Genomic DNA, 21,943 nt, shown 5'->3' with positions numbered 1-21,943 from the left:
ATAAGATGACACACTTGGATGTGTGGACTAAGAAAATGGGAGGAGGACAATTAATGCCTACAATCAATCAATTAATCAGAAAACCTCGTAAATCTCAAATTGAAAAATCTAAATCTCCTGCACTTAACGTGGGTTACAACAGTTTCAAACGTTCAACAACAACGACAATGTCACCTCAAAAACGTGGTGTTTGTACCCGTGTTGGAACCATGACACCTAAGAAACCTAACTCAGCCCTACGTAAATATGCCCGTGTACGTCTATCTAACTTGATGGAAGTTACTGCATATATCCCAGGGGAAGGACACAACCTACAAGAACACAGTGTGGTTCTTATTCGCGGGGGTCGTGTGAAAGACTTACCAGGGGTTCGTTACCATATCGTACGTGGTGCCTTAGATACAGCTGGCGTTTCTGACCGTCAACAAGGCCGTTCTAAATACGGTGCTAAGAAACCTAAGAAATAATTCAACCCATCATTTATTCTAATTACATACACCGAAAGGAGGAAAAAGAATGCCTCGTAAAGGAGCCATCGCAAAACGTGATGTTTTGCCAGATCCAATTTATAATTCAAAATTAGTTACTCGTACTATTAACCGTATGATGGTTGATGGTAAACGTGGAAAAGCGTCTAACATTCTATACTCAGCTTTTGATATTATCCGTGAACAAACTGGTCAAGATCCATTAGAAGTCTTTGAACAAGCTATGGAAAATATTATGCCATTATTAGAAGTAAAAGCTCGCCGTGTCGGAGGTTCAAACTATCAAGTACCGGTTGAGGTGCGTCCAGACCGCCGTACAACCCTAGCCATCCGTTGGTTAGTTCAATATGCAAGACTTCGTGGTGAAAAGAGTATGGAATTACGCCTTGCTCGTGAAATCATCGACGCTTCTAATAACACAGGTGCATCTGTGAAGAAACGCGAAGAGATGCATAAAGTTGCAGAAGCTAACAAAGCTTTTGCTCATTATCGTTGGTAAACTTAACGAAATTTTTTCGTTATTTATCAAAAAAGATTGTTTCTATAGACTTTTACTCAATACATGAAAGAGGGGTAACGTAGGATGGCAAAAAGAGAATTTTCTTTAGAAAATACTCGTAATATTGGGATTATGGCCCATATAGATGCTGGTAAAACGACAACCACTGAACGTATCTTGTACTATACTGGTAAAATCCATAAAATTGGCGAAACCCATGACGGGGGCGCACAAATGGACTGGATGGCCCAAGAACAAGAACGTGGGATCACAATCACTTCAGCAGCGACCACTGCTCAATGGAAAGGTTATCGAGTAAATATTATCGATACCCCAGGACACGTTGACTTTACTGTTGAGGTTGAGCGTTCTCTACGTGTTCTAGACGGTGCAGTAACAGTATTGGATGCCCAATCAGGGGTAGAACCTCAAACTGAAACAGTTTGGCGTCAAGCAACGACATATGGTGTTCCTCGGATTGTCTTTATCAATAAGATGGACAAGATGGGTGCAGATTTCTTATATTCTGTAGGTACCTTACGTGATCGTTTGATGGCAAACGCGCATGCGGTACAATTACCAATTGGTGCTGAAGATAATTTCACCGGAATTATCGACTTAGTAGAAATGAAAGCTTACAACTATGGTAATGACTTGGGAACTCAAATTGATGAAATTGAAATCCCAGCTGAGTTGAAAGACCAAGCTGAAGAGCTTCATGCAAGCTTGATTGAAGCCATTGCGGACTTCGATGAAGAAATCATGATGATGTACCTTGAAGGAGAAGAAATTCCAGTAGATCAATTAAAAGCAGCGATCCGTAAAGCAACCTTAGCAGTTGAGTTCTATCCTGTCTTTGTTGGATCTGCCTTCAAGAATAAAGGAGTTCAATTAATGCTGGATGGGGTTATTGATTACCTACCATCTCCATTAGAAGTTCCGCCAATTATTGGAACGGTTCCATCAACTGGTGAAGAACTAGAACATCATGCTGATGATTCTGAAGACTTTGCGGCTTTAGCTTTCAAAGTAATGACTGACCCATTTGTTGGACGTTTAACGTTCTTCCGTGTCTATTCAGGAACGCTTGAAGCAGGATCATATGTCTTAAACGCTACTAAGGACAAACGTGAACGTGTTGGTCGGATTCTACAAATGCACGCTAACCACCGTGAAGAAATTCCAGAAGTATTTGCTGGAGATATCGCCGCAGCTGTTGGTTTGAAAGATACCGGAACCGGTGATACCCTATGTGCCGAAGGTCAACCAGTTATTCTAGAATCCATGGAATTCCCAGAGCCAGTTATCAATGTTGCCATTGAACCAGATTCAAAAGCAGACCAAGATAAGATGTCAACTGCTTTAGCTAAATTAGCTGAAGAAGATCCAACCTTCCGTGCAACCACTGACCATGAAACTGGTCAAACCATTATCGCTGGTATGGGTGAATTGCACTTAGATATCATTGTTGACCGTTTGAAACGTGAATTTAAAGTATCCGCTACGGTAGGTGCACCTCAAGTTTCTTACCGTGAAACCTTCCGTAAATCTGTACAAGCTCAAGGTAAATTCGTTCGCCAATCAGGTGGTAAAGGACAATACGGGGATGTATGGATTGAATTTACACCAAATACTGAAGGTGGCGGCTATGAATTCGAAGACGCTATCGTTGGTGGGGTTGTACCTCGTGAATACATTCCATCTGTTGACGCAGGTTTACAAGATGCGATGGAAAATGGGGTCCTTGCAGGTTATCCATTAGTTGACGTTAAAGCGAAACTATATGATGGATCATACCACGATGTCGACTCTTCAGAAACAGCCTTTAAAGTGGCCGCTTCACTCGCTCTACGTGAAGCTGCTAAACATGCAGATCCAGCAATTCTAGAACCGATGATGTCAGTTGATATCACTGTTCCAGAAGAATATCTAGGAGATGTTATGGGCCATGTCAACTCACGTCGTGGTCGAATTGAAGGAACTGAAGCTCGTGGAAATGCTCAAATTGTTAAATCATTCGTTCCATTATCTGAAATGTTCGGTTACGCAACCACCTTACGTTCATCAACGCAAGGACGTGGAACCTTCACCATGCAATTTGACCATTATGAAGCTGTTCCAAAATCAATTCAAGAAGAAATTATTGCAAAACACGGTAAATAATACCGAAAAGTCAATGATTTCTTTACCGGCTTAGCGGTGATTTGTTGAAATTACCGCTAAATAACGGTATACTAATTTCGATAGATTAAACAATAGTCTATAATTATTAAAGCGATATATCTTAAGGAGGAATACTTAATGTCAAAAGAAAAATACGAACGTACAAAACCCCATGTTAATATTGGGACTTTAGGACACGTTGACCACGGTAAAACTACTACAACTGCAGCAATCGCTACTGTATTAGCAAAACATGGTTTCGGTGAAGCTAAAGACTATGCTTCTATCGATAACGCTCCAGAAGAAAAAGAACGTGGTATTACCATCAACACTTCTCACGTTGAGTACGAAACTGAAAACCGTCACTACGCTCACGTGGATGCTCCAGGACACGCGGACTACATCAAAAACATGATCACTGGTGCAGCGCAAATGGACGGTGCTATCATCGTTGTTTCTGCAGCGGATGGTCCAATGCCTCAAACTCGTGAACATATCTTGTTATCACGTCAAGTAGGGGTTCCTTACTTCGTAGTTTACTTAAACAAAGCTGACATGGTTGACGACGAAGAACTACTAGAATTAGTAGAATTAGAAGTTCGTGACCTCTTATCAGAATACGACTACCCAGGAGATGAAGTACCTGTTATCGTTGGTTCTTCATTGAAAGCCTTAGAAGGTGACGAAAAATGGGAACAACGTATTATGGACTTAATGGCTGCTGTTGACGAATACATTCCAGAACCAGAACGTGACACCGACAAACCATTCATGATGCCAGTCGAAGACGTATTCTCTATCACTGGTCGTGGTACCGTTGCAACTGGTCGTGTTGAACGTGGCCAAATTAAAGTTGGGGACGTTGTAGAAATCGTTGGTATTAAAGATACTAAATCTACTACTGTAACCGGTGTTGAAATGTTCCGTAAGATGTTAGACTTCGCTGAAGCTGGAGATAACATCGGTGCTTTACTTCGTGGGGTTACTCGTGAAGATATCGAACGTGGACAAGTTCTAGCTGCACCTGGAACCATCACTCCTCATACTAAATTTAAAGCTGAAGTGTATGTTCTATCTAAAGAAGAAGGTGGACGTCATACTCCATTCTTCTCTAACTACCGTCCACAATTCTACTTCCGTACAACTGACGTTACCGGTGTTGTTGAATTACCAGAAGGAACTGAAATGGTAATGCCTGGTGATAACGTAACGATGACTGTAGAATTGATTCACCCAATCGCTATTGAAAACGGTACTCGTTTCTCAATCCGTGAAGGTGGACGTACTGTAGGTGCCGGAACTGTTACTGAAATTGATGAATAATTAATTTCATATAAGTATTAATAAAAAATCCACTTGGAGATGATCCAGGTGGATTTTTTTACATATTTTGCCATTTATAGTTATAGGAGGCCACTACTAATCTTACGAATCTAACATCTAGAAAGTGGCTGTTCCTCAAATCAGGAATTTAACTCGACAAGATTTAAGCGAGAAGTCGTTAAAATTTGGTAAGGTGTCTAGATTGCCTATTGTCTGAATTAGGCTCATGTTTGTTTTGAAGTTGAAAAGAAATGCAAAGTTTCCAATCATATAAAGACCGCTCGAAAAGCAAATAAAGCTTTCGAACGGTCTTTTAAATATGGAAACATGGTTTTATGAATGAGCTTATTCGTTCTCTTTAAGTTGATGATAGAGTTGTTTTACACTTTGTTTTAAAACTGGGTGGAGCCAATGAGGGGCGATTTCGTTCAATGGTTCCAAGACAAAGAGTCGTTCTTGAATGTATGGATGAGGAACAATCAGCCGGTTTGTATAAATCTGTTCTTGATCATAGAATAAGAGATCTAAATCTAAAGTACGAGGTCCCCAATGTTCAGTACGAATACGACCTGATTCGGTCTCGATCGATTGCAAAATAGTCAAAAGATAATCAGCTGTTTCAGTCGTTTCAACTTCGACGACCTGATTTAAAAAATCAGGCTGGTCGGTCTTACCCCAGGCTGGGGTTTTAATTTGACTGGATGCCTGGATGATTTTTAGACCATGATCAGCCATAGCTCTCAGAGCTTGGTCTAAATAGGCTTGACGATCACCTTGATTACTACCAAGGGCGATAAAAGCTCGGTGGCGCTGGCGTTTAACCCTAACCGCACAAGTATTCAACGGAAGGGGGACAGGTGCACTGGGTTTGGCGAGTTCTAACTCAACTGCAGAGACTAGTGGATACAAGTCTAATATCTTCTGACAAAGTCGATAGGCCACCGTTTCAATAAAGTCATAGCTAGTTTCCTGCATCCATTGGGTCAATTGTTGACAGAGTTTTCCATAATCAATCGATTGGTCTAAGTCTTCTTGAATGGCTGCTTGGCTCATGTCGTAGCTAAGGGCTAAGGTCAAGTAGAACTTTTGCCCCAGATCTTTTTCACTTTGAAAGAGACCATGATAAGCATAGACTTCCAGGTCTTTGATGATAAGTTGATCCATCACGTTCACCTTCCTTAATATTTGAGGACTTGATTCTTACGTTCTTCGGGCCAATAACATAGGTCATAGGCCGGACATTGGAAACATAAGCGGGCTTCTTTGTCTGCTAATTGAAAGGCACGGGCAAAAGGGTCTGTAGCAATTTCCTGGGTGTGACGGTGCTGACTAATTGCTTGTAAGATAAGCGCTTGTTGCTCAGGATTGAAATTCATTTCTTGCAGGAATGATTGAGCAATCTCCTGCGAGTGGAGATGGTGGTCTTTCCCATCCGTCCCAGAGAGACTGCGACCTAAATCATGGAGCAATGCTGTTACATAGACTAGATCTTTGTCAACAGGAATCTGGTCTTCAAGACAATGAATATAGCAAATCCGCGCCACATCGATGAAGTGTTGTAGGGAATGCTTGCAGAAAATTCGTTCACTTTCTTGGTCTGCTAAGTCTTTTACCAGTTTTTGGAAAGAATCATGAGTTAATAAATAATTGGTATTTTTCATTACAAGCCCATCATACGAAAAGCTTCAGCTTTTAATTCTTTGTCAGTTTCAAGGCACCCCTTAGCCACGCAAGTAACGGTCTTGGTTCCTGGTTTTTGAACCCCACGCATGTTCATACACATATGTTCAGCTTCAATAACAACCATTGCTCCTTGGGCTTTCAAATAAGTCATCAATGCTTCAGTAATTTCTAAGGTCAATCGTTCCTGGATTTGTGGTTTGCGGGCATAGATATCAACAGTCCGAGCTAATTTGGAAAGTCCAGCCACACGTCCTGAAGGGATATAGGCAATATGCGCCTTACCCCAGAATGGCAAGAAATGGTGTTCACACATGGAGTGGAAATTGATATCTTTCTCGACAACTAGATTATTATCAACGATTTCAAATGATTTTTGCAAATGGCTTTCGGCAGTTTGATTCAAGCCAGAGAAGACTTCTTGGTACATCTTGGCAATCCGCTGAGGCGTTTCAACTAAACCCTCTCTTTTTGGATCTTCGCCAATCGCTTCAATAATCATTTGGACAGCTTTTTCAATTTTTTCTTTATTCATTTTGTTTCCTCCTATTATAGGTCTAAATCTAATCGCTCGATCAAATATGGACGAATCTGACTTAAGAAATAGAGCGATCCAGTGATGACTAGCAGAGATTGTTGTGTGTCTTTTGCTTGGGCTTCTTGTAGATATTGATCAACAAATGCTTTCCAGTCGCTAATAAATTGATCTCCCTCTTGTAGATAGCCTTGAAGTTCTGTACTTGAAAAGGCATTATCATGTTCAAATTGAGTCAAATTAAAGCTAGCTAAGGGTAGTTGATGTAATTGATCCAACATCGTTTGGATATCTTTGGTATTAATGCAGGCAAATAGCATATCGATCTGTTTATCAGCAAAACGGCTTTGTAAATTGTCTACCAAGCGTTGGATAGCATGGGGATTATGAGCGCCATCAAGGATAATTCTTGGATTATCCGTTAATTTTTCCATGCGCCCGGCAATAAAGGTATGGTCTAAGGCTGCTTGTATCTGGCCGACCTCATAAGTCCAATGATAATTATCTGCCAGAACTTCAAACAAGGCCAAGGCCATGCCCGCATTTTCAATTTGTTGCTCTCCTAATAAAGGGGTGCGGAAGTTAGCTTGGTCAATGGGTGAGTCAGCAAATGGACTATGATAGCGGAAAGTTTCACCCTCACTGGCTGGGTTTTCGTCAGTCAATGGACTGACTTGATAATCCTGACCGAATTGATAAGTAGGAACAGCTACTTTATCCGCTTGCGCTTGAATCACTTGTAGAGCTTGACGATCAATCTTACCAGTAACAAGCGGGGCACCAGCTTTGATAATTCCCGCTTTTTGTTGGGCGATTTCGGCGAGTGTCTCACCTAAAATGGCCTGGTGGTCTAGACCAATCGTTGTGATCCCAGTTAATTCTGGCAGGCAGACATTGGTAGAATCCAGCAAACCGCCGAGTCCAGTCTCCATAATGACCCAATCCACGGCTTCTTGAGCGAAATAATCATAGGCAATCACGGTCACTAGCTCGAACTCAGTGATGCCTTTGATTTGACTAGTATTTCCATGCTCGCTAAAGATTTGTTGGTATCGTTCAATATATTTACTTAATTCTTCAGTGAGAATCGGCTCTTGGTTAATGGTCATTTGTTCTTCATAGGCCATCATATAAGGCGAAGAGAAAATACCGATGCTGAGACCCTGACTTCTAAGTAATTGATACAGGTGAGCGATGGTAGATCCCTTGCCATTGGTACCGGCAATGTGAATGACTTTGCTCTTGCGTTCAGGATGACCGACCAAGTCTAAGAGGGCTTGAACTCGTTCTAAACCGAGTCTCGGCTCTTTGCTGTGGTACTGATTGAGCCATTCGACAGCTTTATTGGCTCCGTGCATATTATCACTCTATTCTTTCATGTAATCATTTCCATGGCCTTCATTCTAATACAGATTGTACGCGGTTAAAAGGATTTCTTTCCAGCGAAGCTGAAGTTGAGAGATTTTGTCAGTCAGATAAGATTTTCTTATCCGTTTCCTAAGAAGCTCTAATTTGTAAGCGCAAACAATTACGACTATGATGAAGATACCAAATAAATGGAATATAAATTAGGGAGGGGTTATTCAATGGATTTTGATTGGATTAAGGGGAGATCAATTGCAAATCCAGATAAAGTTGCCGTCATTGATGCAGGTAAGAAGACTCAATGGACCTATCGTGAGCTAAATATTCGTGCCGAAAATTTAGCGAATCATTTACAAGAACAAGGGATCAAGAAGGGGGACCGCGTGGGAGCATTCGTTCCCAATGATATCGCGGTGATTGATCTGTTCTTAGCGTCGATAAAATTAGGGGCTGTCTTTGTACCCTTGAACTGGCGACTCAAAGCCGTTGAGATTGCTCGGATTGTTGAGGATGCAGGCATTGAATATATCTTATATGCGACCAACCATTATGATCGCTTAGCTGATGTACCACAGGAATATATCAAATATAACGTCGATGAAGCTGAATATAATGCCATCGTGGACCCTAGCTCACATCGGCCGTTTAAGAGTGTCGATTTACAACCAGATGATGTGGCCATGTTAATCTATACCAGTGGTTCAACGGGGACACCTAAAGGGGTGATTCATACCCACCATAGTTATCGAAATAATACTTTTAACGAAATTATGTCATGGGACTTCCATCAATCCTCTTCAACAATTATTTTTGCACCAATATTCCATGTGGTGGCCTTCAACGACTTAGCCGTTACGATTCTGATGGTCGGTGGAACGCTGATCTTGGAACGTTACTTTGAACCTAAGACGATTGTCGATCGAATAGCAACCTATAAACCAAGTATTCTGGTATTAATTCCAACCATGTATTATGCCTTGTTAGCCAATAAAGAATTTCATCCAAGTATTCTCGAACCCGTAGAATATTGTATCTCTGGAGGTTCACCACCATTACCTGAGATTACCCAGGCCTTTAATCAGTTTGGTGTTCAAATTCTGAACGTTTATGGGATGACTGAAGCACCTTTATGTACTTACAATCCACCTGAACTTGCTAAAAAACATCCAAATGGCATTGGTCGAGCTATTGCCAATGTGGAATTTAAAGTGGTCAATGAAGCGATGGAAGAAGTACTCTATGGCCAAATAGGAGAATTGCTGATCCGTGGTGAGAATGTAACCCCAGGTTATTGGAATTTACCAGAGCTTAATGAAACTGAATTTTATCAAGGATTTTATAAATCCGGTGACTTAGCGACCATGACTGAAGATGGTGTGATTACCATCATCAACCGTAAGAAAGAATTAATTATTACTGGTGGCGAGAATGTCTTGCCTTCTGAAGTCGAAGTCGTGCTGAATAAGCATCCGTTAATTAAGACAGCGATTGTGATTGGTTATGATAATCCAGTCTTTGGTGAATCGGTCTCAGCAGCGGTTATTCTGAATAAGGAAGCCTTGCATCATGATGATTATGAAAAAGTACTTGACGAATATTGTTTGAAGAATTTGGCCGGCTATAAGACGCCTAAATTATATCTTGTCTTAGATCAACTGCCAGTTAACTCAACCGGTAAGCCAGATCGTTTGGTCTTACGAGAAATGATGAATGCCTACGCTAAAGAGAAAGAAAAAGAAAAATCTGTGAGTGCTTAATCCATGTTAAGGGAGGAATAAACGATGACACAACGTGAAGAAATTTTGGCGCAATATTATCCAGAAGACGTCTTAAAAATTAGTCGCCATTTAACCGATGGAGAAGTTGAATTCTTAAAACAATTGAATGACCTGTTAGAACAAAAATATCGTAAAGACTTGAATCAACACTGGGTGGATGCCACTGTTCCAGAAGGCTTCTTTGAGGATTTAGGTCAATTAAATTATATGCAGAATCCGCTCTTGTTCCAGGATCGACCTGGTAAGAAATTGACCAGCCAATTGTTTCAATTCTTCTTTACTTATACCTTAGCTCGTTTCGATGTTTCTCTAAGTACCTTACTGGGCGTTCACTCTGGATTAGGATTCAACTCCTTCTTCTTCGGGGGTAGTCAGGAACAGTTAGTGAAATATATTCCGGCTTTGGCCAGCCATAAGTTACGGACCTGTTTCGCCTTAACTGAACCTGATCATGGTTCTGATGTGGCCTGGGGCTTGGAAACCCAAGCTAAGCGAGAAGGAGACAAATGGATTCTTAACGGTCAAAAACGTTGGATCGGTGGCGCCATCGTCGCTGATGTCATTCCAGTCTTTGCTCGTGACACTGAGACCAATAAACCAAAATGCTTTATCGTTAAAAGAGATCAAGCTGGTGTGAAAATTGATGTGATCGAGAACAAGATTGCTCTAAGAATTGTACCAAATTGCAACATTGAGCTGAAAGATGTTGAGGTTGCTGAAACAGATCGCTTGCAGAATATTAATTCATTTAAAGATATTGCCAAGGTTTTATATTCTACCCGGGCTTCAGTTGCTTTCATGGCTACCGGAGCGATGGCTGGTGCACTTCGAGCAACCCGCAAGTATGTGATGGAACGGAAACAGTTCGGTAAAGAAATTTCAAATTATCAATTAGTTCAAGAAAAATTAGCCATGATGCAAGCGAACCTTACCAGTGCCATGGCCTTATGTGCCCAAATTGCTGATCTGCAAGAAGAAGGCGATTATAACGAAGTAGTTACTTCGATTGGTAAGATGCATAATGCCTTACGTCTAAGAGAATCCGTGGCGATGGGTCGAGGCATCTGTGGAGGAAATGGTATCGTGGTAGATTATGATATTGCTCGCTTCTTTAATGATGCGGAAGCTATCTTTACTTATGAAGGAACCCATGAAGTCAATGCCTTAGTAATCGGCCGAGCTTTAACCGGACAAGCTGCCTTTAACTAAGCAGTATCGCTAAAATTTTAGATGGAGGGAAGACCATGACAATAAGAAATGCAACCGTCCTGGGGGCGGGAGTAATGGGGAGCCAGATTGCCGCACTCTTGGTCAATGCAGGTTTACGCGTTAAGTTACTAGATGTTGCCATCGATCCCCAAGATAAGAACAAATTAGCCAAAGTGGGGTACGATCGTATTGTCGACCCGAAGAAAGGCATGTTATATGATCCTAGCTTTGCAGCAAATCTAAGCTATGGAAATTTTGATGATGATTTAAGTCAACCGTCAGACGCCGATATATTTATTGAAGCAGTTAAAGAGGATATCAAGATTAAACATGAAGTTTGGTCTAAGGTGGCCGGCGTGGCGAAAGCATCGGCGATTCTAGCAACGAATACTTCAGGTATTCCCATTAACATGATTGCCAAGGTATTTGACGAAGCGACTCGTCAGCGTTTTATTGGACTCCATTTCTTTAACCCACCGCGCTTTATGAAATTAATTGAATTAATTCCGAATAAGTCTAGTTCTCCTGAACTCGTGGCTGAAGTTAAGGTTTTTGCTGAAGATGTCCTTGGTAAAGGCGTGGTTGTTGCCAATGATGTGCCAGCCTTTGTCGCTAATCGGACGGGGGTTCATGCCATGGGCGAGATTATGTCTCGGGCTGAACAAGCTGGCTTATCAGTGGCTGAAGTGGATGCACTCACCGGTAAGGCCATTGGTCGGCCGATGGGAACCTACACCTTGTCAGACCTTGTGGGTAATGATATTGCCCTCTTTGTCAGTCAAGGTTTACGTCAAGACCCAAGTGAAGCGAAATTCTTCCATCCAGTTAAATCATTGTCAGCGATGGTTGAAAAAGGTCTGTTAGGAAATAAAGCTAAAGCTGGTTTCTATAAGCGTGAGGGACGAAACAAATACGTATTAAATTTAGAAACCATGGAATACCAACCACTTGAAAAGGTTCAATTACCACTCTTAGCTAAATTTACTAAGAATGTTAAAGATAATCTTGATCTTATTTTTACCGAGCAAGATTCGGCTGCTAAATTCCTTTGGGAAAGCTTGCGTGAAACCTTTGCCTATGCTGCTCAGAATGTGCCCAAAGCCAGCGAGGATTATAAAGCGATTGATCAGGCGATGGTTTGGGGCTTCAATTGGCAATATGGACCTTTCCAACTATGGGACTTAATGGGATTCGACCGAGTGAAGGAACGGATGCAAGAAGAAGGCGTTGCCTTGCCGGATTGGGTAAAGGAACGCAACACACCATTCTATGCCGATACAAAAGCTGATACTAGCGTTTCATCTGATCAGATTGCCATTGAAGAAATTCTATGGGATCGTCCTGGTCAATCAAGCCTGAAGGTAACTCAAGACCAACAGCTCATCTTTATGATTCAAACAGCCAATAATACGATTAATGATGAGCTGTCACAAGCGATCGTCGAAGCAGTAGATTGTTTAGAAGAAGGACCTTATTCTTCGATGGTCATCAGTTCTAAGGGACCTCACTTCTCGCTTGGAGCCAATTTAAAGATGGTTCGGGAAACGATTGAAGCCAATCAAATTCAAGAAGTCATTGACACAACCGTTAAAGAACTTCATCAAGCAGTCAATCGCATCCGCTATGCAAGTAAACCAATCGTTACGGCGGCTCAAGGTCGAGCTTTAGGAGGCGGTTGTGAGTTACTCTTAGCGTCACCTTATGTGGTCGCTGCGGCTGAAAGTTATATTGGGCTGGTTGAAGTGGGTGTCGGTCTGATTCCAGCTGGTGGAGGCCTGGCTGAAATTACCGAACGTATCATGACTCAACCAGGGCTAGAAGCCAATAAGATTAAACTATTAGCTGATGCGGTAAGTAATATTGCCCAAGCAAAAGTTTACATGAATGCCTATGAAGCCAAGCGCAACTTTATATTGCGTGAATCAGATTTGATTATTAATAATGGTGATAAACGTGTGCCAGTTGCTTTGGCTTATGCTAAGTTGTTGGCAGAAAGCAATTATATTCCACGCAGTCGACAAAACTTTGTTGGCCTGGGTGAAGATTTTGAAGCGGTGGTTGAAGCCCAATTGGATGCCATGCGGGTAGGTGGATTTATTAGTGATTACGATATGGAAGTCTGCTTAGCCTTGGCTCATGTGGTAGCTGGGGGCGACATTCCACGAGGAGCACTGATTAATCAAGCTTGGCTACAAGATTTGGAGAGAGAAGCCTTTGTCAGACTCGTTCATAATCAAAAAACTTATGAACGAATTACCCATATGTTAGAAACTCGTAAACCACTAAGAAACTAGAAAAACGCTGGAGAAAGGAATGACATGAATGGAAGAAGCATACATTGTGGCTTATGGACGTTCGGCCATTGCTAAAGGAAAGAAGAATGGAGCCCTGGCATTTGAGCGTCCAGATGATGTCGCCGCCGAAATTCTTAAAGGTGTCATCGACCGGATTGAAGGCAACTTTGATCCGGCCCTAATAGAAGATGTCATCGTTGGTAATGCTTTCCCTGAGGGAGTCCAAGGTTTCAATATTGCCCGGAATGTTGCCTTGCGAGCTGGTTTACCCTATTCTGTCCCTGGACAAACGGTGAACCGTTATTGTTCATCGGGCTTACAGACCATTGCTAGCGCCGCTAATGCCATTATGGCTGGACAGGCTGATGTGATGGCAGCGGGTGGGGTTGAGTTTATGAGTGCCGTTCCAATGGGGGGCAATGAACCAACCAATAACCCTACTTTACAGAAAGAAGATGTCGGTCAAGCCTATCCAATGGGGCTAACCGCTGAGAAGGTAGCTGAAAAATATCAAGTCAGTCGTAAGGATCAAGATGCTTTTGCGGTCCGCAGTCATCAACGAGCTAAAGCTGCCCAAGATGCCGGACGCTTAGCCGATGAAATTATTCCACTGAAAGTTAAGAAAGTCACGTATCAAGATAATAAACCTGTTGTAGAGCAAGTTGAATTTAAAGATGATGAAGGGATTCGGCCAGAATCTAATCTAGAAAGCCTGGCTAAATTGCCTACGATCTTCAAAGCCAAAGGCACGGTTACTGCAGCCTCATCTTCTCAAGTCAGCGATGGTGCAGGGTTTGTGATTCTGATGTCTGGAAAGAAAGTCAAAGAATTAGGGATTAAACCAATTGCTAAGTTCTTAGGCTATAAAGCAGTGGGGGTGGACCCTAAATATATGGGAATCGGGCCAGCCTACGCGATTCCAGAAGTCTTAAAATTAACTGGACTAAGTATTGATGATATTGATCTGTTTGAAATCAATGAAGCTTTTGCTGCCCAGGCTTTGGCTTCAATGAACGAGTTACAGATTGATCCAGAAATTACGAACGTGAATGGGGGAGCCATTGCCTTAGGCCATCCTTTAGGAGCCACGGGAGCCATCTTGACTTCGCGCTTATTAGCTGAAATGGCTCGTCGTCCTGAAAGTAAATATGGGATTGTATCTATGTGTATCGGTGTTGGTATGGGAGCTGCTGGAGTTTTTGAATATCTACATTAATAAGGGGGAAGGACATGTATCAAACCTTAACCTATGAGTTGAAGGATCGGATAGCCTATGTCACGCTGAATCGGCCCCAACAGGGGAATGCCTTTGCGGAAGAAAGTTATGCTGAAATCAAGCAGGTATTTGATCAAATTAATCAGGATGATCAAGTCGACGTCGCGATTTTGACCGGCAAGGGTAAACATTTTAGTGCGGGTGGAGACATTCAACTCTTCCAACAAATGTTAGAACAGAAGCGCTATTTAACTGAAACAGATATCTTAGCTACCGGAGCCATGGTCAATAGCATTAAACAAAATAAGAAAGTCGTGATTGCGGCGATTAATGGCATTGCTGCCGGTGCTGGTTTAGGCTTAGCCTTAGCTTGCGATTTTATCTTAATGGAAGAACAGGGTAAATTGCTGACCGCTTTTATCGGTTTAGCTTTCCCGGGGGATACCGATTTAATCTATCATCTCTATCAAGCCATGCCGACTCAGCAACTGAACAGCCATCTTATGTTAAATGAGCCAATCTCAGCTGAACAGGGTCGCCGTTATGGCCTGGTCAATAAAGTGGTTCCGCCAGGACAAGTCGTCTCGGACGCTGAGGAATTGGCTCGGAAACTTCAATCCGGCCCGCTAAATACTTATGCTTATCAGAAAGAACTCTTAGCTAGTCTTAATTATCCTGAGATTGATCAATTCAATCAACAAGAAGCGAAATTTATGAGCTTGGCCTCCAGACAGGCTGCTCATGCTGAAGCGGTTACAAAATTCTTGCAGAAGTGATATTATGTAGACACCAAAGCTAAAAGAGGTGTCTTATGGATATAAATTCAATGCAGTATCTGATTGAAATTGTCGATGCAGGTTTTAATCTAACGGCCGCTGCCAGTAAATTGTATTTATCCCAATCGGCCCTAAGTCAATTTATCAAAACTTTCCAAACCGATCATGATGTAAGTTTATTTAAGCGAAAGAATGGCAGAATTGTTGGGTTTACCTCTGCCGGTCGCAAGATATATCAAGCCGCTTTAGAGGTTAATCATAAGTATGAAGAATTTATTTCCGTTGTTGAGAAAGAATCTTTGCGCCAGAAAGGAACCTTTCGTTTAGGTGCTCATCCAACCATTCTGCGTTTGTTCTTCCGTAAGTTTATCCCTCAGTTTATGCTTGAATATCCTGAAGCCTTTATTGAAACAGTCGAAGCAGGTTCACTGGTCTTGTCAGAAATGATGGAAGACGAAGTCCTCCATGCAGCGATTTTGTCGCAACCAACCCACTTAGATCCTGATAAATATGAACAGCATCTGCTCGGGCGAACAGAAGTGGCTGCCTTTATGAACCCTGATCATCCTCTGGCCAACAAGCATATTCTTTCTTGGAAAGATATTGATGGTTATTTCTACACCACCTATAACTCAACAGATGGTTTAGTGAGTGAGATTCAGGAGAAGCTCAGAGCCCATGATTCACATGCCAAGTTATTAATCAGTTCAGACTCTTGGGATTATTTAATCGAAGCAGCTGAGGTGAATGAATTGATTGCAATCTTACCGACTGCATCGTTCGATATGTTTAGACAGAACATTCAACAAGTCGGCGTAGTGGAGAAACGTTTTTCCGATCCGATTGCCTATATTCCGACACTTGTCCGTCAAAAGAAAAGCAAGTATTCTAAACTAGAATCATTTATCTTCGCTTCTATTTTAGAAAATTTTTATGATGATAAACATAATCTACGTTACGATTTCCTCAAAAAATAAGCCGTCAAATCATACTAAAAGAGGTGAATTATGAGAACTAAAGTAACTGAATTACTGGGTATTAAATACCCGATCGTTCAAGGCGCTATGCAATATATGTCGTTGGCAGATTTGGCCGCAGCGATTTCCAATGCTGGGGGGCTCGGGACGGTGCCTGCCATGGCCTTCGCCAATCCCGATGATTTACGTGCTGAAATTCGTAAGATGAAACAACTCACTGATAAACCTTTCGCCTTCAATATTTCCTTAGTACCTGAAGTTGTGATACCCGATATGATCTTTCAATATATTGATGTCATTATTGAAGAAGGGGTGGGCATTGTTGAGACCTCTGGGCAAAGGCCAGGAAATTTTATCACCCCTTTAAAAGATGCCGGTGTTAAAGTAATCCATAAGGTAACTAGCCTCAAACATGCTCGGGCAGCCATTAAAGATGGAGCCGATATCATCTCAATGATTGGTATGGAGGCGGGGGGACATCCTGGTATGGAACAAGTGGCCGGATCGATTCTTTGGGCCAAGGCAGCAGAAGAACTAGAAGTTCCGGTGTTGGCTGGTGGCGGGATTGTTGATGGTAAGAGCTTTTATGCCGCTATGGCTTTAGGAGTAGATGGAGTTCTAGTAAGTACTCGTTTTCTAGCAACCCCTGAAGTCAATGCTAGTGAGGCCTACCGTCAAGCTCTCCTCCAGGTCCCAGAGAATGGTACCGTCTTAACTATGAAATCCCTAAAGAACGCCATGCGGGTGGCCAACAATGCTTTCGCTCAGAAAATTTTAGCGGCTGAAGCAGAAGGTGCTACTTTAAAAGACTTGATGCCATTAATATCTGGGCGTCGATCTTACGAGGCCATGATTGAGGGCCGTCTCGATGAGGGACAGATGAGTATGGGCCAAGGCGTGGGACGGATTCATGACATCAAGCCAGCTGGTCAAATTATTGAAGAATTTATCAGCGAATTTCGCACTTGCCACCAAGCAATGGCTCAATTAATAAACGAATAGATTCATAAAAGTCGATAGATGTGCTTAGTTTAAGTGCATCTATCTTCTTTTAAAAGGGGAATGTTTATGAGAAATTTACAAGCGAGTAATTATATTGAGGTGATGGCCAAGATTCCCGATCAAGCAATCATTGCTACGACTTCTTTTGGTATTGGTGGGATGCCGGAACAGCTGTTTGCTGGTTTGGGGGAATATTATCGGCAACACCAATCACCGCGTGCGATTACCTTTATCTCGACAGCCGGTTTGGGTATGGGGGAAGGGCGAGGATTAGATCATCTGATAGTTCCTGGTTTATTGAAACGGGTCGTCAGTTCTTACTTATTTTTATGTCCTCTAGCCGAAGCGCTAGCTCGTCAGGATGCTTATGAATTATTCATGTTGCCCCAGGGGATCATTGGTCAACTGTATCAGAATGCTGCTCAACGGGGGCCAGGTGTCTTTAGCCAAGTAGGTTTAGATACTTTTATCGATCCGAGACTCCAAGCGGGTCAGATGAATCCTTCAGCCCAAGCCCAAACACCTTATGTTTCGACGTGTCAGATCGACGGTCAGCCTTATCTTCATTACCGTCCGCTAAATTTTAATGTGGCTTTTATTAAGGGGACTTTTGCCGATCGTCAGGGGAATATTTCCTTGAAACATGAAACGAATCGTCTGGAACAGTTCTCACTGGCTGCCGGAGCAAAGAATGCGGGGGGTCTAGTCATTGCTCAGGTTGAAGAAATCATTGACAAGAAGATTCCAGCCCATGAAGTGGTCGTACCTGGTCATCTTGTTGATGAAGTAGTGATTGGTCAAAGTCATTATCATCAGCAGACTCCTTTCATCCACTATAGTCCGTATTTATCGAATGAGCAGACCAAAGAGTTAAGCTTCGAAACGCAAACTTCTTTAACCATTGAGGACATTATATTAAGACGGGCAGCCAGCGAGCTTCCTGATTATTCATTGGTTAATATCGGCAATGGTTTGGCTTCGCGAATTAATCGGGTGATTGGCGAACAAGGACTATTAGATCGGATTAAATTTGCTATTGACTTTGGGGGCTATGGCGGCTACCCATGTTCGGGCTATGACTATGGTCCCAGTATCAATGCCGAAGCCATCCTAGCTAGCCAAGACATGTTTAGTCTCTTCCACGGAGGAGGCTTAGATGCGACCATCCTTGGCTTTGGTCAGCTGGATCCTTATGGGAATATGAACTCTACCCTATTAGGCGGGAAGATTTATGGCCCTGGTGGGATGATTGATATTACCCATGGCGCTCAGAAGATTATTTTTATCGGTGAATTTAGACAAGGAGAGCAAGTAGAGTTAGTTGATCAGCAAGTTCGTATACTTCACTCTGGCAATCACGATAAATTTGTTAAGAAACTAGTTAATATTTCTTTCGCCAGTGGTATTCAATTAAATGCCGGCAAAGAAATAATGGTCATCACTTCACGGGCAGTATTTGATTTGGATAGGCAAGGTAAGCTACGCCTGATTGAAATTGCCCCTGGTTTAGATTTAGAACAGGATATTCTTCAACAACTTTCATTTCAACCTGTGATTAGTCCGAGTCTCAAGAAGATGGACTCAAGTTTATTTGATTTAGCTTGGCAGCATCCCCTATGTCGATAAGAATTGATTGAGAAATTTGCTTGGTCCGAAGCCATTTTAGATGAAAAGTTTGAAGCCTAAATGGTACAATGACCCTTAGAAAGGGAGATGATAAGATGAACCTTGATAATTTTTTCCGCTCAATTGTCAATGCTCTGCCGGGTATCTTTGGTGCTTTATTATTATTAGTCGTAGCCTTAGTGGTGGCTTGGGCGATTAAACGCTTCACCATCACCGTTTTAAATAAGATTGATTTCGATCAACAGTTACAACATTGGGGTTTTGCCAAAAGCAAGGAAGAAGCCAATGTATTTATTGAAACGATTGCTTCTATTTTATACTTTATTGTTATTATTCTATTCTTACCAAGTATTCTCGCAGGCCTAAATATTGGTGGAGCTTTAAATCCAATTGTGGCCATGTTTGCTACTTTCTTAGCCTTTATTCCTAATCTATTGATGGCCTTGATTATTCTAGTTATTGGGGGCTATTTCTGTAACTTTATTAAGCGTTTAGTCAAGAACATTCTTACCGGTTTGAACATTGACAAATGGTACCGTAAGGTAACTAAACAATCGGTTCACGGATTGAATGTGAATGAAAATCAAATGGCGGATGTCTTATCTTCTGTGGTTTATGTTCTCTTGTATATTCCGATTCTTACGGTCGCTTTAGAGACTCTAGGGATTCAATCTATTTCCCAACCCATCATTGATGTCTTAAATCAAATTCTAGGAGCTATTCCGAATATCTTTGCAGCGGTAGTTATGTTAGTGATTGGTAGCTTCGTCGGCAAATTGCTGGGAGATGTGGTTGAAGGTTTATTATCTACCTCTGGAATTGATCAATATTCTAAATATTTAAATTTCAAAGGAGAAAGCCAACTCAAAATTTCAGGGGTCATTGGTGTATTAGTTCAAAGTCTCTTGACCCTATTCTTTATCGTTGAAGCGATTAACATCCTAAATCTGGATGTCCTAAATGCAATTGGTTCTTCAATTATTGCCTATATTCCAGCGGTAATTTCAGCGGTGATTATCTTGGCGCTTGGGCTCATCGGAGGAAATATCTTCGCCAACTTTATTAAACAAGTATCTGGATCAAGCTTATTTAGTGAATTGGTTCGCTTTACAATTATTGCTTTGGCTATCTTTATGACCTTAGACCAATTGAAAATCGCTCAAACTATCGTAAACTCTGCCTTTGTGATTATTCTTGGTGCTTTAGCCGGTGCCTTCGTCCTAGCCTTTGGTTTAGGTGGCAAAGATTATGCTCATCGCAAGCTAGAAGAAATCGACCATACTCTGGCCAAAGAAGGAGAACAATCCAATCAAATTATCACCGACCCTCAACAAACATTGAATGAAGATAATCATTTAGACCATCAAGTCTAAACTTAATTTGAACTCAGGCGAACTACCCAATAAGATTAAATAGATTAAGGCGAATAAATATTATAGCCATACACACTCAGAATGATTTTACAGCTACTAGCCCCTGCCATGGTGGTTCATAGTAGCTGTTTTTTGTATGAATCAGTGTCAATGGATGTTCCATCAGATTCATTTGACCGACCTCAAGCTTAATAACTTTTTGAGAGGATCAGTAAACCGATTCGGATTTCAAAAATTATAATTGACCAGAAATTAAGAAAATATTCTCCAAATAACTAACGGGTTTCTACTATAATATAGGAAGAATTATGCCTAGGATCCGTCAGATAAGAACGATGAGAGTAAAAGATATTATTACAAACTCGTATGAGTAAACACATCGTAAAGAATATTGATATTTCCTGCGCCCATTGGCAGCCAAAAGAATTTAACCCGAATGAGTAAAAAAATATTTGAACTTTCTTTAAATAGGCCTTGCAAGTCGGCAAAGCTTCCAGTATAATGTTCGTTGTGTCCTTCGGGATACTGTATTTACACCGGTACTTTTATGGTATCGGTGAGCTATGAAGCGGGAGGTTGCGACACGCTAGGATGAGTTGCCACTGCCTGGAGGTCGGTAATTCTCGCGGAGCTAGTCATTCGAAGATAATAGACGAAGGAGGAAAATAAATGGCAAACCAAAAAATTCGTATTCGTTTGAAAGCATATGAGCACCGTGCTCTTGATGTGTCAGCGAGTAAGATTGTAGAATCAGCGCAAAGAACAGGAGCTAAGACAGCTGGACCGATTCCATTACCAACCGAACGTTCAGTTTATACCGTGATCCGTTCTCCACATAAATACAAAGATTCTCGTGAACAATTCGAAATGCGTACCCACAAACGTTTAATTGACATCATCGATCCAACTGCTAAGACTGTGGATGCTTTGATGAAATTAGACTTACCAAGTGGTGTTGACGTAGAAATTAAATTATAAAATTAACAAAATGGAGGTGTACTCATGACCAAAGGAATCTTAGGAACAAAAGTAGGTATGACACAATACTTTACTGAAAACGGGGAACTAATCCCAGTCACTGTGATTCAAGCTCAACCAAACGTGGTATTGCAAGTTAAAAGCAATGAAACAGATGGCTATGAAGCAGTTCAGTTAGGTTTTCAAGACAAACGTGAAGTATTAGCAACCAAAGCACATAAAGGTCATGTAGCAAAAGCAAATGCTACTCCTAAGCGCTTCATTCGCGAATTTCGCAATGTCGAGCTAGGAGAATATGAAGTTGGACAAGAAATTACAGTTGAGACATTCGCAGCAGGAGACATCGTTGATGTAACAGGAACTTCCAAAGGGAAAGGTTTCCAAGGGGCTATTAAACGTCACGGTCAAGGTCGTGGACCTATGGCTCACGGTTCTCGTTACCATCGTCGTCCTGGTTCAATGGGTATGGCTTCTACGCCAAGCCGTGTATTGAAAGGTAAGAAATTACCAGGTCAAATGGGTGGCCAACGTATTACCATTCAAAACTTAGAAATCGTAGCAGTGAATCCAGAAGACAACATCATCCTTATTAAAGGAAATGTCCCAGGATCTAAGAAATCACTCGTTGAAATCAAATCAGCGATTAAATCAAATTAAATTC

At 41.7% G+C, this 21,943-nt stretch carries 19 protein-coding genes; 15 read left to right on the top strand and 4 right to left on the bottom strand.

All coding sequences use genetic code 11. The features are described from left to right. Positions 1-53: 53 nt before the first annotated feature. The 4 genes from rpsL (at position 54) to tuf (ending at position 4,473) form a co-directional block, all read left to right on the top strand. On the top strand, positions 54-467 hold the full coding sequence (gene rpsL / locus BMX34_RS05265) for a 30S ribosomal protein S12 (RefSeq protein WP_092571568.1): 414 nt from the start codon (positions 54-56) through the stop codon (positions 465-467). Positions 468-516: 49 nt separating this feature from the next. Further along, entirely contained in the window at positions 517-987 is a 471-nt protein-coding gene (gene rpsG, locus BMX34_RS05260; RefSeq protein ID WP_092571566.1) for a 30S ribosomal protein S7, read from the top strand. A gap of 84 nt (positions 988-1,071) precedes the next feature. Continuing rightward, on the top strand, positions 1,072-3,150 hold the full coding sequence (gene fusA / locus BMX34_RS05255; RefSeq protein ID WP_092571564.1) for an elongation factor G: 2,079 nt from the start codon (positions 1,072-1,074) through the stop codon (positions 3,148-3,150). A gap of 138 nt (positions 3,151-3,288) precedes the next feature. Further along, positions 3,289-4,473: an elongation factor Tu gene (gene tuf / locus BMX34_RS05250; RefSeq protein ID WP_092571562.1), complete on the top strand. Its 1,185-nt coding sequence runs from the start codon at positions 3,289-3,291 to the stop codon at positions 4,471-4,473. A 345-nt stretch (positions 4,474-4,818) separates the two neighbouring features. On the opposite strand, the gene folK is transcribed toward tuf, so the two are convergent. The 4 genes from folK to BMX34_RS05230 are packed head-to-tail and all read right to left on the bottom strand — an operon-like array spanning position 4,819 to position 8,046. Next, positions 4,819-5,637: a 2-amino-4-hydroxy-6-hydroxymethyldihydropteridine diphosphokinase gene (gene folK, locus BMX34_RS05245; protein WP_092571560.1), complete on the bottom strand. Its 819-nt coding sequence runs from the start codon at positions 5,635-5,637 to the stop codon at positions 4,819-4,821. A 14-nt stretch (positions 5,638-5,651) separates the two neighbouring features. Continuing rightward, the gene (locus BMX34_RS05240) at positions 5,652-6,134 is read right to left on the bottom strand and encodes an HD domain-containing protein (protein ID WP_092571558.1); all 483 of its coding nucleotides are present in this window, start codon (positions 6,132-6,134) and stop codon (positions 5,652-5,654) included. Then, positions 6,134-6,688, bottom strand: coding sequence for a GTP cyclohydrolase I FolE (folE, locus tag BMX34_RS05235; RefSeq protein WP_092571556.1), 555 nt, complete (start codon positions 6,686-6,688; stop codon positions 6,134-6,136). The genes BMX34_RS05240 and folE overlap by 1 nt, the downstream gene beginning before the upstream one ends. A 14-nt stretch (positions 6,689-6,702) precedes the next feature. Next, on the bottom strand, positions 6,703-8,046 hold the full coding sequence (locus BMX34_RS05230) for a bifunctional folylpolyglutamate synthase/dihydrofolate synthase (RefSeq protein ID WP_092571553.1): 1,344 nt from the start codon (positions 8,044-8,046) through the stop codon (positions 6,703-6,705). A 228-nt stretch (positions 8,047-8,274) separates the two neighbouring features. Here BMX34_RS05230 and fadD point away from each other — a divergent pair, with 228 nt between their 5' ends. The 11 genes from fadD (at position 8,275) to rplC (ending at position 21,939) form a co-directional block, all read left to right on the top strand. Further along, positions 8,275-9,810, top strand: coding sequence for a long-chain-fatty-acid--CoA ligase FadD (fadD, locus tag BMX34_RS05225; protein ID WP_092571551.1), 1,536 nt, complete (start codon positions 8,275-8,277; stop codon positions 9,808-9,810). Positions 9,811-9,834: 24 nt separating this feature from the next. Continuing rightward, the gene (gene fadE / locus BMX34_RS05220; RefSeq protein WP_092571549.1) at positions 9,835-11,040 is read left to right on the top strand and encodes an acyl-CoA dehydrogenase FadE; all 1,206 of its coding nucleotides are present in this window, start codon (positions 9,835-9,837) and stop codon (positions 11,038-11,040) included. A 35-nt stretch (positions 11,041-11,075) separates the two neighbouring features. After that, complete coding sequence (gene fadB, locus BMX34_RS05215) at positions 11,076-13,334, top strand: 3-hydroxyacyl-CoA dehydrogenase/crotonase FadB (RefSeq protein ID WP_092571547.1); 2,259 nt, start codon at positions 11,076-11,078, stop codon at positions 13,332-13,334. Positions 13,335-13,362: 28 nt separating this feature from the next. After that, complete coding sequence (locus tag BMX34_RS05210) at positions 13,363-14,550, top strand: thiolase family protein (RefSeq protein WP_092571545.1); 1,188 nt, start codon at positions 13,363-13,365, stop codon at positions 14,548-14,550. A 14-nt stretch (positions 14,551-14,564) separates the two neighbouring features. Further along, complete coding sequence (locus BMX34_RS05205) at positions 14,565-15,326, top strand: enoyl-CoA hydratase/isomerase family protein (RefSeq protein ID WP_092571542.1); 762 nt, start codon at positions 14,565-14,567, stop codon at positions 15,324-15,326. 35 nt (positions 15,327-15,361) lie between these two features. Then, on the top strand, positions 15,362-16,303 hold the full coding sequence (locus BMX34_RS05200) for a LysR family transcriptional regulator (protein WP_092571540.1): 942 nt from the start codon (positions 15,362-15,364) through the stop codon (positions 16,301-16,303). 30 nt (positions 16,304-16,333) lie between these two features. Then, positions 16,334-17,305 carry an NAD(P)H-dependent flavin oxidoreductase gene (locus BMX34_RS05195; protein WP_092571538.1) on the top strand — a complete coding sequence of 324 codons (972 nt, stop codon included), beginning with the start codon at positions 16,334-16,336 and terminating at the stop codon, positions 17,303-17,305. Between the two features lie 66 nt (positions 17,306-17,371). Continuing rightward, complete coding sequence (locus BMX34_RS05190; RefSeq protein WP_159428856.1) at positions 17,372-18,931, top strand: malonate decarboxylase subunit alpha; 1,560 nt, start codon at positions 17,372-17,374, stop codon at positions 18,929-18,931. Between the two features lie 95 nt (positions 18,932-19,026). Beyond that, positions 19,027-20,304, top strand: a complete 1,278-nt coding sequence (locus BMX34_RS05185; protein WP_092571534.1) for a mechanosensitive ion channel — start codon at positions 19,027-19,029, stop codon at positions 20,302-20,304. A 669-nt stretch (positions 20,305-20,973) separates the two neighbouring features. Continuing rightward, positions 20,974-21,282, top strand: coding sequence for a 30S ribosomal protein S10 (rpsJ, locus tag BMX34_RS05180; protein ID WP_092571533.1), 309 nt, complete (start codon positions 20,974-20,976; stop codon positions 21,280-21,282). Positions 21,283-21,306: 24 nt separating this feature from the next. Continuing rightward, on the top strand, positions 21,307-21,939 hold the full coding sequence (gene rplC / locus BMX34_RS05175) for a 50S ribosomal protein L3 (protein ID WP_092571530.1): 633 nt from the start codon (positions 21,307-21,309) through the stop codon (positions 21,937-21,939). Positions 21,940-21,943 lie beyond the last annotated feature (4 nt).

Origin of the sequence: Ignavigranum ruoffiae (assembly GCF_900110675.1) — a bacterium.
In the GTDB taxonomy this organism is placed as follows: Bacteria; Bacillota; Bacilli; order Lactobacillales; family Aerococcaceae; genus Ignavigranum; species Ignavigranum ruoffiae.
Note: the sequence above shows the minus strand (reverse complement) of the source record. Positions and strands in the feature narration are given on the sequence as shown.